This window comes from Vibrio sp. ED004 (genome assembly GCF_023206395.1).
Classification (GTDB): Bacteria; Pseudomonadota; Gammaproteobacteria; order Enterobacterales; family Vibrionaceae; genus Vibrio.
Window position 1 is genome coordinate 3,211,810 of sequence record NZ_CP066149.1, and the last position, 15,762, is coordinate 3,227,571.

At 44.4% G+C, this 15,762-nt stretch carries 12 protein-coding genes; 5 read left to right on the forward strand and 7 right to left on the reverse strand.

Translation table 11 applies throughout. From position 1 onward, the window contains the following. The first annotated feature begins 64 nt into the window (after nt 1-64). A complete protein-coding gene (locus ITG10_RS14470) occupies nt 65-757 on the forward strand; it encodes an MOSC domain-containing protein (protein WP_017630344.1) in 693 nt (230 codons plus the stop codon). Nucleotides 758-843: 86 nt separating this feature from the next. Here the strand turns inward: ITG10_RS14470 and ITG10_RS14475 are convergent, their stop codons facing one another. Then, nucleotides 844-1,560: a 3'-5' exonuclease gene (locus ITG10_RS14475; RefSeq protein WP_017630345.1), complete on the reverse strand. Its 717-nt coding sequence runs from the start codon at nt 1,558-1,560 to the stop codon at nt 844-846. 5 nt (nt 1,561-1,565) lie between these two features. Then, nucleotides 1,566-3,455, reverse strand: a complete 1,890-nt coding sequence (locus ITG10_RS14480) for a DUF294 nucleotidyltransferase-like domain-containing protein (RefSeq protein ID WP_017630346.1) — start codon at nt 3,453-3,455, stop codon at nt 1,566-1,568. A 150-nt stretch (nt 3,456-3,605) separates the two neighbouring features. Here ITG10_RS14480 and ITG10_RS14485 point away from each other — a divergent pair, with 150 nt between their 5' ends. After that, the gene (locus tag ITG10_RS14485; protein WP_017630347.1) at nt 3,606-4,250 is read left to right on the forward strand and encodes an outer membrane beta-barrel protein; all 645 of its coding nucleotides are present in this window, start codon (nt 3,606-3,608) and stop codon (nt 4,248-4,250) included. A 121-nt stretch (nt 4,251-4,371) separates the two neighbouring features. On the opposite strand, the gene ITG10_RS14490 is transcribed toward ITG10_RS14485, so the two are convergent. From ITG10_RS14490 to ITG10_RS14500, 3 genes are all read right to left on the reverse strand, one after another. Beyond that, a complete protein-coding gene (locus ITG10_RS14490) occupies nt 4,372-5,562 on the reverse strand; it encodes an amino acid aminotransferase (RefSeq protein WP_017630348.1) in 1,191 nt (396 codons plus the stop codon). A 202-nt stretch (nt 5,563-5,764) separates the two neighbouring features. Then, nucleotides 5,765-7,267: an HD domain-containing phosphohydrolase gene (locus ITG10_RS14495; protein ID WP_017630349.1), complete on the reverse strand. Its 1,503-nt coding sequence runs from the start codon at nt 7,265-7,267 to the stop codon at nt 5,765-5,767. A gap of 342 nt (nt 7,268-7,609) precedes the next feature. Beyond that, the gene (locus ITG10_RS14500; protein WP_004741582.1) at nt 7,610-7,909 is read right to left on the reverse strand and encodes a hypothetical protein; all 300 of its coding nucleotides are present in this window, start codon (nt 7,907-7,909) and stop codon (nt 7,610-7,612) included. Between the two features lie 218 nt (nt 7,910-8,127). On the opposite strand from ITG10_RS14500, the gene ITG10_RS14505 reads away from it, so the two are divergent. Together ITG10_RS14505 and ITG10_RS14510 are read left to right on the forward strand one after the other, a co-directional pair. Continuing rightward, nucleotides 8,128-9,531: a PLP-dependent aminotransferase family protein gene (locus ITG10_RS14505; protein ID WP_017630350.1), complete on the forward strand. Its 1,404-nt coding sequence runs from the start codon at nt 8,128-8,130 to the stop codon at nt 9,529-9,531. 127 nt (nt 9,532-9,658) lie between these two features. Beyond that, nucleotides 9,659-9,865: a hypothetical protein gene (locus ITG10_RS14510; protein ID WP_004734707.1), complete on the forward strand. Its 207-nt coding sequence runs from the start codon at nt 9,659-9,661 to the stop codon at nt 9,863-9,865. Between the two features lie 133 nt (nt 9,866-9,998). Here the strand turns inward: ITG10_RS14510 and asnS are convergent, their stop codons facing one another. Next, entirely contained in the window at nt 9,999-11,399 is a 1,401-nt protein-coding gene (asnS, locus tag ITG10_RS14515; RefSeq protein WP_017630351.1) for an asparagine--tRNA ligase, read from the reverse strand. A gap of 559 nt (nt 11,400-11,958) precedes the next feature. Here asnS and ITG10_RS14520 point away from each other — a divergent pair. Further along, nucleotides 11,959-13,449 carry a SulP family inorganic anion transporter gene (locus ITG10_RS14520; protein ID WP_248386459.1) on the forward strand — a complete coding sequence of 497 codons (1,491 nt, stop codon included), beginning with the start codon at nt 11,959-11,961 and terminating at the stop codon, nt 13,447-13,449. Nucleotides 13,450-13,537: 88 nt separating this feature from the next. Here the strand turns inward: ITG10_RS14520 and ITG10_RS14525 are convergent, their stop codons facing one another. After that, nucleotides 13,538-15,160, reverse strand: coding sequence for a methyl-accepting chemotaxis protein (locus tag ITG10_RS14525; RefSeq protein ID WP_026084353.1), 1,623 nt, complete (start codon nt 15,158-15,160; stop codon nt 13,538-13,540). Nucleotides 15,161-15,762: the final 602 nt, after the last annotated feature.

Consider the following 15,762-nt stretch of genomic DNA (forward strand, 5'->3'; position numbering starts at 1 on the left):
TACTATTTCATGCAGTTCAACAAGTATGTTTCAGTAAGAGAGTTTCCAGTAAGAAGGAAGGGATATGAAGAAATTAGGCGTAGTAAACAGTGTATTGGCAGGCAAGACCGTAGCTTTTGCACATGGAGCAAACAGTGCTATTGATAAGCAGGTTTTATCGGAGCGTCAGCACGCAACAGAGCTAGGTTTCACGAATGATGAGCAAGGCGACCCTCGCTTTCATGGTGGCATTCAAAAAGCGCTTCATATCTACCCAAGTGAACATTACCCAGTTTGGGCTGAAGAACTGGGCGACAAAGCGATCTTCCAATCTGCAGGTGCATTCGGCGAGAATATTAGTTCAATGGGCATAACCGAAGAATCGATTTGCTTGAAAGATAAGGTTCGTATCGGCTCGACATTGTTGGAAGTCTCACAGGGGCGTATGCCTTGTTGGAAGCTTAACGTACGATTCCAACAAAATGACATGGCGAGAAGGTTGCAAGGCACGCTTCGCACAGGTTGGTACTTCCGTGTATTAGAGGAAGGTGACATTGGAGAAGGAGATGAGATTACTCTGTGTGAAAGACCTTATCCAGATTGGTCGCTCGCTCGGATTATGGGCGCAGTGTTCACAGGAAGCTTAGATAAAGAGCTGCTGAGTCAGATGACGGAATTGCCACTGGTTGAATCTTGGGGGGCGCTCGTTGCTCGTCGCCTTGAATCAGGCAAAGTTGAAGACTGGGAAATGCGATTAGTTGGGCCAACAGCAGAATAAGCTCGGATGGTAAAATAATAAAGCCCACGAATGGAAGTTAGTGGGCTTTGTGTTTAGGTCACTTATGTCTAGCTTACCTAATTCAATTAGAGCCAGAAACTCTTCAACGGCATCTCAGAGTCAAAGTGATGAGCGATCTGCGCTTGTAGCAGCTCTGCAGTCGCAATAGCATCGGTTAGTGCGTGATGCGGTGTGTAGTCGGGTAGGTGGTACCGACGACGACTCTGTCCAAGCCTTACAGACGCTGGCTTCTTACCTTTCAGTTTGTTCCACAAGCCACCCGCCAGTTTGTTCTGGATTTGAGATTCAATCTCTAGTGTGTCGAGCACTGGAAACTCAATCCCTTCACCAAGTCGTACCTTCAGAGCGTTATCTAAGAAGTCACGCTCGATACGACGATAGTGAACGACTGGGATGTGTCCCGCCATCGATTCAAGAATTTCGTCTAGCACTTCGCTAAGATCGGGCGCATCAATGATGTCATTGTGAGTAATGCCATGAATCACCACGGACTCTTCTTCCAACTTCTGCTTTGGCCTCAGAGTCCAGTGTTTCGCCTGTCGCAAGTAGATGCGATTGAGCGTAAACGGCACTAGACCAATAGTAATAATGCCATCTTTGTTTGGGTTTAACCCCGTTGTTTCAAAGTCGACCGCCAAGAAGGTCACTTCTGAAATTGGCGTATCAGGCGCAGGAAGAGGCTGGCTATAAAAATACTTTAAGCGTTCATCTCTCGCGCGCTCAAGCTTTTGAGCAAACTTAAATGGCCAGTCAACCGCAGGTGATCTAAATAGTTTGTTCATAGGCCCTACTTAAACTTGTTGCTAGCTTGGTAACGGAACTTAAGGAAGTTCTGCGCATTACTTAATATTTGGAATGCATCCTTCAGGTTACGTCGCTCGAAGTCAGACAGGTTCTCCGGTTCAATGTTGTTATCAGGTTCTACGTTGTTATCAACGTCGTGCGCTTGGTGACGAATACGAACCAAAGAGATGAATTCCATAGCATCTTTCAGATCTTGCGCTCTGCCTTTTGGAAGAATACCCGCGTCGATAATGTCATCCAAACGCTCAAAAGAGTTCTTCGAACGAGACGCGACAGCCAAAGAGTGAACACGAATGAGATCTGCCAGCGGTGCAGTACCACGACGCTTAAGGTTGATCGAGTTGTTATGACGGCCATCTTTCTCCATCACGAAATCTTTGAAGAAGCCTAGCGGTGGAGTACGGTTGAGTGCGTTACGAGCAAGACACGCTAGGAAACGGTTGTTCTTACGTGCTCGTCTTACAATGAAGCTGTTCAGTTGCTCAGCCCATTTTAAGCGGCCATAGACACCATCTAAGTCAAAGAAGATAGAAGCGTTCAACAAGGCTTTCGGGTTTGGATCATCAATCCAATCGGCGAAGCACTCTTCCCACTGTCGACGTGTCATACGCCAAGTTGGGTTGGTTGCCATGATGTCGCCAGTACAGTAAACATAACCACACTGGTCTAAGCCGTCACAAATGAACTTTGAAAGCTCTTCAAAGTACTTGCCGTGTTTTGCTTCGTCGTATGTGTCATCAAGAATGATGGCGTTATCTTGGTCGGTAACCAGTAGCTGCTCGTCACGTCCCATCGAACCTAACGCAAGGAAACAGTATGGAATTGGCGATTTACCTAACTTCTCTTCACCCAACTCGATAATACGCTGCTTAAAGCTACGACCAATTACCGACATTGCGGTACCTACCATGTGAGCATTGGCATCTTCATTAACCAAACGCACAAAGCTGTCTTTCACTTGCTCGGAAAGCACTTTCAGATCTTCGATACTTTGCTGTTGGAAGATACTACTTACCAGTAACAGCGAGTTTTGAGACTCATAACGGACGATGTCAGTCGCTTCGATAATACCGATTGGCTTCTTATCTTTAAGCACTGGCAAGTGGTGCACGTTATAGCGAAGCATGGTCATCATGGCTTCGTAAACATAAGCATTGTGGTCGAGTGAGATAACCTCAGGCGTCATAACACTAGAGACTTCATCAGATGGGTCTAGGCCTTCAGCAAGTACACGAGTACATAAATCTCGGTCGGTGATGATGCCGATCACGGGTGTTGAGTCATCTTCATCATCTTCAACGATTTCTGGGTCGATGATCAGCAAAGAAGAGACGTTGTCTTCGGCCATCATTGTTGCGGCTTGTTGAATCGTACGACTCTTCTCGATCATCGGCGCTTCGCTAGTCAGTAGCGTTTTTACCTTGGATGTCGTGAGATCGTTGGCATCGTTATTACTTGAGTTTGCTTGACGAAGACGGGCGTTATCTTCTACTTCTACGAAATCCGCAAAGGAGTCGTAGTTGTCGTAGAGCTCTTGGAAAATTGGCTCAGGAATGCAGTAGAGAAGAGTATCTTCGGTCGCCTTTACTGGGAAACGAACCTTGTTGTTGGTCAGCAGACCCATTTGGCCAAACAGGTGGCCTTCATCCAGGCGGTTATAGAGTTCGCCTTTACGGCGGTAGACTTCTACTTCGCCGCTTCGAACAATGTAGAGGTCATGAATTTGGTCACCAAAGTGAATGATGGGTGTGTCTTGGCGGTAATAAGAAATTTCCACGCTACTGGTCACTTTCGCCAACATCTCCTCAGGGAGTTCTGTGAAAGGGGGGTATTGTGCCAGAAAGTTTTGAATCTCTAATAACTCAGCATCCATAATGATCATCCATTAGTTTGTATGATTTCATGGTACAACATTTGATAATAATTTGCCGTCACAAATCAATCTGTGAGCTAAAACCTTTTTAAAGTCTTAGGGATAGACTAACCTTTCAATTAATGGAGTGACAGTTTAAGGATGATAGGAATGTCGAAGTGGAAGCTTAGTTTTGTATCTGCAGTTTTTATGTTTTCTCCAAGTTTGTGGGCAGCCACTGACGGTGTGGATATTCTTGATTATGACCATATATACGCAACCGCTCATTCGGGCAGTTTGAATGAAGATGCGGGTGGTAATAATAACGCCTCGTCGTTTGGTTTAGGGGTGAGTTACACCATGACGGATGATTGGTTGTTGCTCGGTGATTATAGCGCTCGCTTTATTCACCCTGATGAAAGCACGACTCGAATTGATACCTTAATGGCAGGGGCTGGGTATCGTTACAGTATTAAGAAAGACTTGGATATTGTGGCTTCTTACTTGTTGGGTGTTACCAAAGGCGAGGTTGAGCTTAACAGCACTAATGAAACTTTAGAATCGGACACTGAATTTGTCCAAGGTGTAAAAGCCGAGCTTAACTATGGTTTTGCAAAGCGCTGGATTGCCAATGGCAGCGTGCAGGTGAACCGCAGTGATTTGTTCGATGAAGAGATTTACCACCTAGGTTTACGTTATCTGGTGACCAACAAATTTGCGATTGGTGGTTCCTACCAACACCGGGATGGCGAGGGCAGCACGGGTGTAAGTGAAAGAACGAATGAGTTAGGTGTTGAGTTCTTCCTAGAGTACTAACTTAGTTAAACCCAATACGTTATAGACAGGTACAAAAAAGCCAGCTTAATCGCTGGCTTTTGCATATCTATTGGTTTGTAAATGCAGGTTCTTGTCTGCAAATACAGATATAGCTTTACGATTAAAGAACCGCAGCGATACCTTTACATAGAGGACCCATGTTTGACTTAGTCATACCAGCAACGCTGATGCGGCCAGAGTCTACAATGTAGATAGCGAATTCATCTTTCAGACGAGTTACTTGCTCTTTGCTTAGGCCAGAGAAAGAGAACATGCCGTTTTGGCGCTCGATGAATGTGAAATCTGCATCAACACCTTCAGATTTCAGTGTTGTTACGAATAGCTCACGCATCTCTTGGATACGGTCACGCATTTCCGCTACTTCTGCTTCCCATTCAGCACGTAGATCAGCATCGCCAAGGATGTGAGTTACTACAGCACTACCGTGCGCTGGTGGGTTAGAGTAGATTGAGCGGATGATGCTCTTAACTTGAGAGAACGCTGTTGTTGCTACGTCTGCAGATTCAGCAACCAGTGTGAATGCACCAACACGCTCGTTGTACAAGCCGAAGTTCTTAGAGAACGAGCTCGCTACTAGGATTTCTTTGTTGTACTGAGCAAAAACACGTAGGCCAGCAGCATCTTCTTCAACGCCTTTTGCAAAACCTTGGTAAGCAAAGTCGAATAGAGGAAGCAGTTTCTTCTCAGCAACAAGTTTAGCCAGTACTTCCCACTCTTCAGCTGTTGGGTCGATACCTGTTGGGTTATGACAGCAGCCGTGAAGAAGAACGATGTCGCCTGCAGAAGCTTTCTCTAGGTCAGCAACCATGCCTGCGAAGTCTTTGTCTTTTGTTTCAGCGTTGTAGTAGCTGTATTGAGCTGTTTCGATACCTGCAGCAGCGAAAACGCCGCTGTGGTTAGCCCAAGTTGGGTTACTGATCCAGATTTTCACGTCACCCAGTTGGCGTTTGATGAACTCACCCGCTACGCGAAGTGCACCTGTACCGCCTGGAGCTTGTGCTGTTTTAGCGCGTTGAGATGTTACGATCTCTGCATCTGAACCGAAAAGAAGTTTCTGAACCGCTAGACCATATTCAGCTGTACCTTCAATCGTTAGGTAAGATTTGGTTTTTTCGTTTTCAAGAAGTGCAGCTTCTGCTTTCTTTACTGTTTTAAGTACTGGCGTTTGACCATCTTCATTTTTGTAGATTCCAACACCAAGGTTGATTTTCTCTGCACGAGAGTCTTTTTTAAACTCTTCAGTAAGGCCGAGGATAGGATCGGCGGGAGCAGCTAACACTTTTTCAAACATAATCTTCATCCATGTCAATTGAGAGGGGATAGTATCTATGGGTAGTTATACCTGTATGGAATTTTTAAGACAATACGAAGTGAACAGAAAGACCAAAAAAAATCCATTTCAATCAAATTTATTGACTAAAGAGGGTATTTGATAACAAAACACCCTACGGATTAACCTATAGGGTGCAAGAAGTTAGTGGTTTTTGAAAGGATTATGCAGGCTGAGCAACAAGGCTTTCTCGCTCGAGTTCGCTAGCGATGTTTTTGCCATCTTTATAGGTTGCCGCTATCGAAACAAACGCTTGTTCAACCGCCAGAAATGCGTCGACAACTTGCGGGTCAAAATGCGTCCCATTGCCGTCTAAGATGATCTGTTTAGCTTGCTCATGAGTAAAGGCTGGTTTGTAGACGCGCTTCGAAATGAGTGCATCATAAACATCGGCTAATGCCATTAAACGGCCCGATAGTGGAATATCTTCACCAGACAGTTGATTTGGGTAGCCGCAGCCATTCCATTTTTCGTGGTGAGTCAGGGAAATCTCTTTGGCCACTCTCAAGAAAGAGCTGCTTCCCAGTTGCTTCTCTGCAATAGATAAGGCTTCTGCGCCAATCGCTGGGTGACCTTTCATTATTTCAAACTCTTCATCAGTCAATTTTCCCGGTTTCAATAACACGCTATCAGGAACACCAACCTTACCGACATCATGCAGTGGCGCAGACTTATAAAGTAGTTCGATATAGTTTGGAGTTAACAGGGTAGAGTGTCTTTCAGACTTGCTAAGCTCCTGAGCGAGTACCTTAACGTATTCTTGAGTTCTAAGGATGTGTGCGCCTGTTTCATTATCTCTCGATTCGGCAAGCGCAGATAGGCTGACAATCGCAACGTCGCGTGTGGTTTTCACTTCGTTTTGCGCCGTCTCTAGGCTATCTAGCATGGTGTTGGTCATTGAGGCCATTGAACCTAGCTCGTTGTAACCGAAAATAGGTAAGCGAACACCTTGCTCGCCATTGGTTACCTTGTTCAATGCGCACTCTTGGCTAAGCAGAATGCGTTTAATCAGCTTGCTCCACAGTGTCATGATGGTGATCGCGTAACCACCCAGTACTAACGCAAGATAAATAAACTCTTTAATCACACTGATCTTGCCTGTGCCATCGAGCAAACGATCTGGGTTGTGCTCTAGCCAGAAAATATCTTTAACAGCAATCATTGTTAACATGGTTGTGAGTGTCACTAAAAGCACCATCACCAAGCTAATCATCTGCTTTACCAGAGAGCTTCTTTCTCCAATCAATTGGAAATCAAACTGACCCGTCGCTTCCATCTTATCCATTTGATTGAGCTTGGCGTTTAATTGAAGAATCGTTCCAGTAAAGAAACCAAATAAGCTCATGCCGAACAATACTTTCAAATTGCTATCAATGGTGAATTCGTAGCTTAGGTTGTAATAGAGCGCGAAAGGGACACTTGCAGCAAAAAACAGTAGGGTATCAAGCTGAGCAAACCGACCTTGTTTGACTAAAGTGTGTTGCGCTAATAGGTAATGACGGACCAGCCAAAGTAAGACGAAGACAATACTAACTTGAGTAAAAATCTCTAAAGTCGTTAAGCTTTCGAGCATAGGGCATACTCTACTGCCATAAGTCCCAAATAGCACGCCAGCAATGAGATATAACTTAGTCGTTAGTGATTGATTGTAGTTCGTATTATCCATCAATAAGCCTTTATTCTCAGGTTCAAAAATTTGTTTTTTAGATCTACATAACTTGTATAGATTCATGCAATTTTATAGATCTATACAACTTTACTGATTCACGATTTGTTGAATTACATGTAATTTGTATAACTGATGTGAATAAGACCGGAAATTCTATCGATAGCTTTCGTGGATTGATACAAGAAAGTGGTTGGTGTTGGGTTTTTGTTAGCTAGGTGGGGATTATTACAGCGTTATTATGAAGAGGTTTGAATAGCCTCGGTTGAGATACGAGGCTATTCCGTCGATGTGATTACTGGAATCGCGAGTGGCTAAGCTCGCGAAAGCCAGTACACCGAATCACTTTTTCAGATTAATTTCAGCTTCAATTGAGCCTGTTTCAATCTCAGGGTGCGACGCCAATTTATCAGCTGCCCATTGGTTAATGTGTTTTAGAATTGCAGACACCGCGTGCTTTTCTGTTGGTGCTTGGTCTTGGTCTACATCGAGTTTCTGTTTTGGATGTGAGCCCGTTGCGTCTTCCGCAATGTGTAGCCAGTCTGGATGCCAGTAGTATGGTTGGCCGCTCGGTGTTGTCCAACTATGAACACCGTTTGACTCTCCTTTATAACTTAATTGGTCTGCTTCTATTTTTTTCATTGTTATCTCGCATGTTTTTGGATTACATCAAATTATTGAGGCAGAAAGCCAACTTAGCTCCTGCCTTGGGTACAAACTTAGCAAAGCTTACAAAGTTATCTGTGAACCAATTCACACAATTATAGAAATTAGGTGCAATCATATGGATAGCAGCAATAGTTGATGGCGTTAGTGATAAAATCTCCGGCCAACAAAATTTCTCTAGGTAGTACAATTAGATGGCGCGTTATGAAGAGCTTGCAAAGGATATTCGAACTCAGATCGCTAATAACACATGGCGTTCAGGAGAGAAGATCCCTTCTGTACGCATGAGTTGTCGCAATTACAACGTCAGCAATAGTACTGTCTTACAAGCCTACCAACTGCTTGAAAGTGAAGGTTGGATCATCGCTAAACCTCAGTCGGGTTATTTCGTGGCGCCAAGAGTGGATGGTGTTGATTATGATCTGCCATCAGCGCCTGAAAAGAAAGCCATCAACGATCGCTTATTCGACTTCTTGAAATCTAGCTCTGCTGAGGGTGTGATTCCTTTTGGCTCAGCGTTCCCAGATCCAGACTTGTTCCCTTTACCGACTTTGACTCGTAACCTAGCCAGTGCTGGTAGGAAGATGACGGGGGCCAGTGTGATTAACAATCTGCCACCGGGAAGCGAATCTTTAAGAAGGCAGATAGCACAGCGTTATCTACAGCAGGGCATTACGGTTAATCATCAAGATATTGTGATTACGTCAGGCGCGATGGAAGCGTTGAACTTGAGTCTACAAACGGTCACTAAATCTGGTGACAATGTGGTGATTGAGTCACCTGCGTTCTATGGAGCTTTGCAGGCTGTTGAGAGGTTAGGGCTTAACCCTATTGAAGTGGATGTTTGTCCAATTAAAGGACTGAATATCGAACAGTTTGAAAGTGCCTTAAAAACACAAGACGTGAAAGCGTGTTGGTTAATGACGACTTTCCAAAACCCGACTGGAACCAGCCTTACGGAAGAAGCAAAGCGCCGCGTTGTTGAAATTGCCGAGCAATACAATACCTGTATTATTGAGGATGATGTTTATGGTGATCTTTATTACGAAGGGCATAAACCTAAGCCACTTAAGGCCTTTGATAAGACCGATTCTGTTTTACTTTGTGGATCTTATTCAAAAAGCCTTTGCCCCGGCTATCGTGTCGGTTGGGTAGTCAACACACGCTTCAACGATGCCATTCAAAAGCTTCAGCTTCTTTCTACGCTATCAAGCAGTACGCCTGTCCAGCTCGGTGTTGCCCACTTTCTCACTCATGAAAGCTACGACAATCACCTTCGTAAACTGCGTAAAAACCTGTTGCTCAGAAAAGAGCGCTTTATTAGTGTGCTTAAACAGTACTTCCCGCATTCCATCGAGATTGAAGAGCCTGCCGGTGGTTACTTCATTTGGATTCGGTTCGCTCCCAAATTCGACAGTCAGCAATTCCATCAGTTAGCGATAGCCCAAGGCATCAGTGTTGCATCAGGAGACTTGTTTAGTGAAGAGGGCAGGGTAGACAACGCAATTCGGTTGAACTTCTCTTACGAGCTTACCGAAGAGAAAGAACAGGCGCTGATCTTACTAGGCAAGCTTGCTCATCAACTTACGCACTCGTAAAACCTTAAGTTGCCCATAAAAAAGAAAATGATTGCAACTGTACGGGTTGTTTGTGACGTAACTGTACGCCTTATAGAGCAGAGAGTTGTGATTCAATGACGGTAGACTAAATATTGGAGATACCGTTATGTTGAAAATGACCATGGGAAACGAAGTTAAGCTAATCATCGTTGCTATTGTGTGTGCGCTTCTGCTTATTCTCGGGCACGTACTGCTGGCAAAAGCATTCGCTGATATGGCGTGGGCGGAATACACCACTGCCGCTATCCCATTCGTTATGATGGCAATCTGCGGTCTCGCAATAAAATACGCTATCGACCAAGATGTGGATTAGTCTTTGAATTACGAATCTCAGATGGTGGTACGCAGAAACAGCCGTCGTCTCGTTTTATTCCGAATATAAAAAAACCTCCGCATTGCGGAGGTTTTTATTTGTTCTTAACTTTTAACTTCGATTACGTATCGAATTAGAAGTTTGCAGAGCGTGGTGTACGTGGGAACGGGATAACGTCACGAACGTTGCCCATACCAGTTACGTAAGATACTAGACGCTCGAAGCCAAGGCCGAAACCAGCGTGTGGCACTGTGCCGTATTTACGTAGGTCGCGGTACCAGCTCATGTGCTCAGGGTCGATACCCATAGCAACCATGCGCTCGTCTAGAATGTCTAGACGCTCTTCACGTTGTGCACCACCGATGATTTCGCCGATGCCTGGTGCAAGTACGTCCATAGCTGCAACTGTTTTGCCGTCGTCGTTTAAGCGCATGTAGAAAGCTTTGATGTCTTTCGGGTAGTTTTTAACGATAACAGGCGCTTTAAAGTGCTCTTCAGCTAGGTAACGCTCATGCTCAGAAGACATGTCGATGCCCCACTCAACGTCAAACTCAAATTTCTTACCAGAGTCTAGTAGGATTTGGATTGCGTCAGTGTAGTCAACTTGTGCGAAATCAGCGTCTACGAATTGCTCTAGACGAGTGATTGCTTGCTTGTCGATGCGAGAAGCGAAGAACTCAAGGTCGTCGCGGCGCTCTTCAAGAACAGCAGCGAAAACGTACTTAAGCATGTCTTCAGCCAGTTTCGCTACATCGTTAAGGTCTGCAAACGCAACTTCAGGCTCAACCATCCAGAACTCAGCTAGGTGGCGGCTTGTGTTTGAGTTTTCAGCACGGAACGTAGGACCGAACGTGTAAACCTTGCTTAGTGCACAAGCGTAAGCTTCAGCATTAAGTTGGCCAGATACTGTTAGGAACGTCTCTTTACCGAAGAAATCTTCGTTGAAGTCTACGTCGCCTTTTTCAGTGCGTGGTAGGTTTTCCATGTCTAGCGTAGAAACACGGAACATTTCACCTGCGCCTTCTGCATCAGATGCAGTGATAAGCGGAGCTGAAGTCCAGAAGAAACCTTGCTCGTGGTAGAAACGGTGAATCGCTTGAGATAGGCAGTTACGTACACGTGCTACTGCGCCGATCACGTTTGTACGTGGGCGTAGGTGAGCAACTTCACGAAGGTATTCGATAGAGTGACGTGTCTTAGCCATTGGGTAAGTGTCAGCGTCTTCAACCCAACCAACAACTTTAACGTCAGTTGCTGCTAGTTCGAAGTCTTGACCTTTCGCAGGAGACTCAACAATCTTACCCGTTACTTCAACAGAGCAGCCAGTGGTTAGCTTTAATACTTCGTTTTCGTAATTATTAAGATTATTAGGAACCACGGCCTGAATCGGGTCGAAACAAGAGCCGTCATAAATGGCAAGGAAAGAGATTCCAGCTTTGGAATCACGACGTGAACGGATCCAGCCGCGAACAGTTACTTCACTGTCTACCGCTAGCTTGCCGCCAAGTACGTCTGTTACAGGCGCGTAAGTCATGTTGATTTCATTCTCCATTGAGGGACAAATTCAACTTAAAGTCTCTGACATTGCCGCAAATAAACATACATCTGCACAATAAATAGCCGAAACATTAAGTTGTATAAACTTTTTAAATCGATTGAACATATTACCTGTCATAACGACAGCTTCAACCTTTATTCTTGCTTGGTGAAAGAAATATTGTGTCTACTGACGATAAAACCGTTTGAGGGTGTGTTTTTTGTTCGATCTTAGCGCGCGCCTTACTTTTTAACCTAATGTGGAGTATTGAATGAATAAGGTGTAATCGAAACCTTTGTTTTCAATAATGGGAGTGTGATTGCATCGATACTCGCTCTATATTGGCGCGGATTCAGTCATATTGGGCTTTATCATCTTCTTAATTCCCCACTAAAACAACAAGAGGAGTTTAATATCTACGTGTTAATTACGCCGCCTTAACCCCTGCATTCTCTCTACACCCGCATTTTTCGAGCGCTCGCTCATTCAAGAAAAACAGTCGATCAAATTATGTCTGAACAAGGCAGGACTGGCTGTACAAGTAAAAGAGAATTACATGCTTAATTATTTAATAAAACACTGGTTATCAAACGTTAAAGGAGATTCATTATCTGGGATTGTGGTCGCACTCGCATTGATCCCTGAAGCCATAGCATTTTCAATTATTGCAGGCGTTGACTCTAAAGTAGGGCTTTATGCCTCGTTCTGTATTTGTGTTGTCACTGCGTTGGTTGGCAGTCGTCCGGGAGTGATTTCCGGTGCTACAGGCGCGATGGCGCTATTAATGGTCACCTTAGTGAGAGAGCACGGATTAGAATATCTACTCGCAGCTTCATTTCTTGCTGGTGTCATTCAAATCGCGGCTGGGTATCTCAAGCTTGGTAACTTGATGAATTTCGTTTCCAAATCGGTGATTACTGGATTTGTTAACGCGCTCGCCATCCTAATCTTCATGGCCCAGCTCCCTGAACTGATCAATGTCCCTTCAAGTGTTTGCGTATTAGTCGTTTTGGGTTTGGCGATCATTTATCTGCTTCCTTATTTTCCCAAGTTTGGTCGTGCAATACCTTCTCCATTGGTCGCGATTGTTACCCTGACAATCATTAGTTTGTTGTTCGGCTTAGATGTCAGAACGATTGGCGATATGGGCAAGCTTCCCGATTCACTGCCTGTGTTTTTGATTCCCAATATTCCATTCACGTTCGATACGCTTGCAACCATCCTTCCATATTCGATTGCTCTATCTCTGGTTGGCTTATTGGAATCCTTGATGACAGCGACCATAGTCGATGATCTGACAGATACTGAAAGTAATAAAAACAATGAGTGTAAAGGGCAGGGTGTTGCGAACATCGTGGCTTCACTATTTGGTGGTATGGCGGGTTGTGCGATGATTGGTCAGTCGATCATTAACATTAAATCAGGCGGCTTAACCCGATTGTCCAGCATGATAGCCGGAGTTGTTTTGTTATTAATGGTGGTGTTTGTTTCGGATTGGTTAAAGCTGATACCGATGGCGGCTATAGTGTCTGTGATGATTATGGTTTCTATCGGTACATTCTCATGGCGTTCTATTGTCGAGCTTAAAGACCACACACTTCCAACTAATGTAACCATGTTAGCGACCGTGGCGGTGGTGGTGTTTACCCATAACTTAGCGATAGGTGTCGCGGTTGGCGTGGTGTTATCGGCTCTGTTTTATGCACATGCCAGTAAATCCATGGTCTTTATATCCGATGAAGTCGTGACTAACGAACTGCACACTATCCACCGAGTAAAAGGGCATGTCTTTTTTGCTTCTTCAGATGCGTTTGTTGATCTATTTGATTATGACAACGCGACCTCTTTAGTGACCATCGATATATCGGATGCTTCGTTCCTAGATAACACTTCGGTTGAGGCGCTTGATAAGGTCGTGTTTAAGTTCCGTAAAAAGGGCGCTTACGTTGAAGTCTCAGGAATGGATAGAGTGAGTGCGAATCTCATAGTCAAACACGCGATGTATCACAAGCATAAAGACTTAACCGCGGTTTCCATTACGCACTAGTCATGCTCTAAGGTTACGTGAACACCTTAATTAGACATAGCTAGGAAGATAAAGCGCTCATGGTTGAGCGCTTTTTATTGTAGACGATCTATGACTTCTTCTTTGTACTCGACAAAGTAAACTGATTAATCAGTGACTCAAGGTGATCGGACAGTTCTTCTAAGTCATTACTGATCCCACGAGTTTCACCAGCAGATTGCGACGTATTATCGGCATGAGAGGTAATGGTCTCAACTTTTTGCTGCACATCTTGGGTAGCGTGTGTGGTGGATTGCGTCTGTTGTTGAATATTCTGTGCGTGAGCTAGCACTTGTTCCATCTCTTCGACGACACCATTCATTTCAGTCGAAAGTGCATCGATATCTGTTGAGCTTTGATGTGCTTGTTCGCAAACATGGTCTGCCGAGTTTAATGACTCTTCGCTGCCTTGCTGGAACTGATGGATAATCGATTCGATACTGCCTGTTGCTTCTGCCGTTCTTGATGCTAGGTGACGAACTTCATCAGCAACCACAGCAAACCCACGACCTTGTTCTCCCGCACGAGCTGCTTCAATCGCAGCATTTAATGCAAGAAGGCTGGTTTGGTCGGCAATGCCTCGAATCACGCTCAATATTGAAGATACCTCTCCGGTTTGCTCGTTGAGTGTCTGAATTTTGTGCTTAACTTCTTCAATGCTGGTCACTAGGTTCTTTATTTCACTGCTTGCATCATGAGCTTGGTTAGCACTTTTGCAGGCCACATCGGCGGTGTGATTAATGAGTTCTGACGCGGTTAACGTCGCTTGTTCTACATTAACCTGTTGAGCCTGTATCCCTTCAACATTGTTTTGTACTTCTGCCGTTTCATGTTGCTGATCGCTCGCCGCTTGTTCTGTAATTTGTGCAACGCTGGTCAGTTGGTTGGCAGATGCATTCAGTTTGTGCGAAGTATCTTGTACCTTCTCTAAACTGTCAGAAACTGTGCCCATGAAGGAGTTAATCGAATTGGCGAGTGTACCAATCTCATCCTTGCTTTGTTCGGGTAAGCGGGTTGATAGGTTTTTGTCGCTGCTAACTTGCGTCATAAAACGAGAAGTCTGTTGAAGAGGGCGAACAATGATCTTACGAATCAGCCCCATCGTCAGTACAAAACCCGCAAAGGAGATCACCGCCATAATGCCAATCGCGGCCATGGTTTGAGTGTTAATCAACGAATTAACGTGGCTAAGGTTGTACTCCAAGCGAATAGCACCTAACACTTCACCTTCTGGCGCCATGTGGCATGCCACACAATTGGTGCCACGATAGTTTTCGCTCGACTTCATTGGCAGGGCAATCACTAAGCCTTTACCCCAATCAGCTGAGAATGGCTCGATGACGGTTTCACCCGCTAGCGCACGTTTATCAATATCATCAACGGGTGTTTGGTTGTCATTTCTCGGGCCGTAGAGTTTGCTCACAGCATCAGCGCGTAATACACGAACATCTTCAATACCTTCTTGTGCCAATGCTTTCTGACGCAGGGTTTCTTTCTGTGCCATGGTACCAGTCAGCATCATCATATTGAGACTATCGAAATAGTTACTCGCTTTATCGTGAAGCTGTTCACTCAACACTGAATTAACAAGTTGTTTTTGCTGTGAATATTGAAAATAGGTCGATATCGCGAGCAAAAAAGTGAACACGATGGCGAGGGCCACAAGGATTTTAAAAGTGATTGTTGAGCGCATAAGGTGTTTGTTTTTATTAATTATAATGACGCGCATACTTTACGTGTAAGAGACCCTACTACCTATGGGGTATAGTGAATTGTGTGACCACACTCCGGTTGTGGTTATGTTTCTGTGATGTAGCAAGTTTGTGCTGTAATTGATTCTGTATTTGAGGTTCAAATAAGCTCGCGTTCACTTTTGGTCTATTGCTAGGGTATTGAAAGCTAAATGACAGCTAATTGTTTCGGTAAAAACGCCACTTTTGCGGCTGTCATATTTTTTGAACGTTCTTTGTACAGGCGTTGCGGTTAATGGTGTTGGTGAATTTATAATTTGGATTCTTATCAGTAATGATTATTGTTTTATGTGGTTTGGTGGTTAATTTGTATCCAAATGGCTGTTTTGTTCAATTTAATAGCAAAAAGTGTGGCTATAGCGTTGTGTTTCGAGTCCCATTCGATAAGATGAAACGACCTCTAATGCTAGAGGTAGGGCAGCAACGGATACGCTGCTTCAAATACTATGGAATGTGAATCAATTATTGGACACATACATGAAATTCAAGATTACATCGCCGATTATTGAACCTACGGAAGGTTCACCACATCAGTTAACGCTTA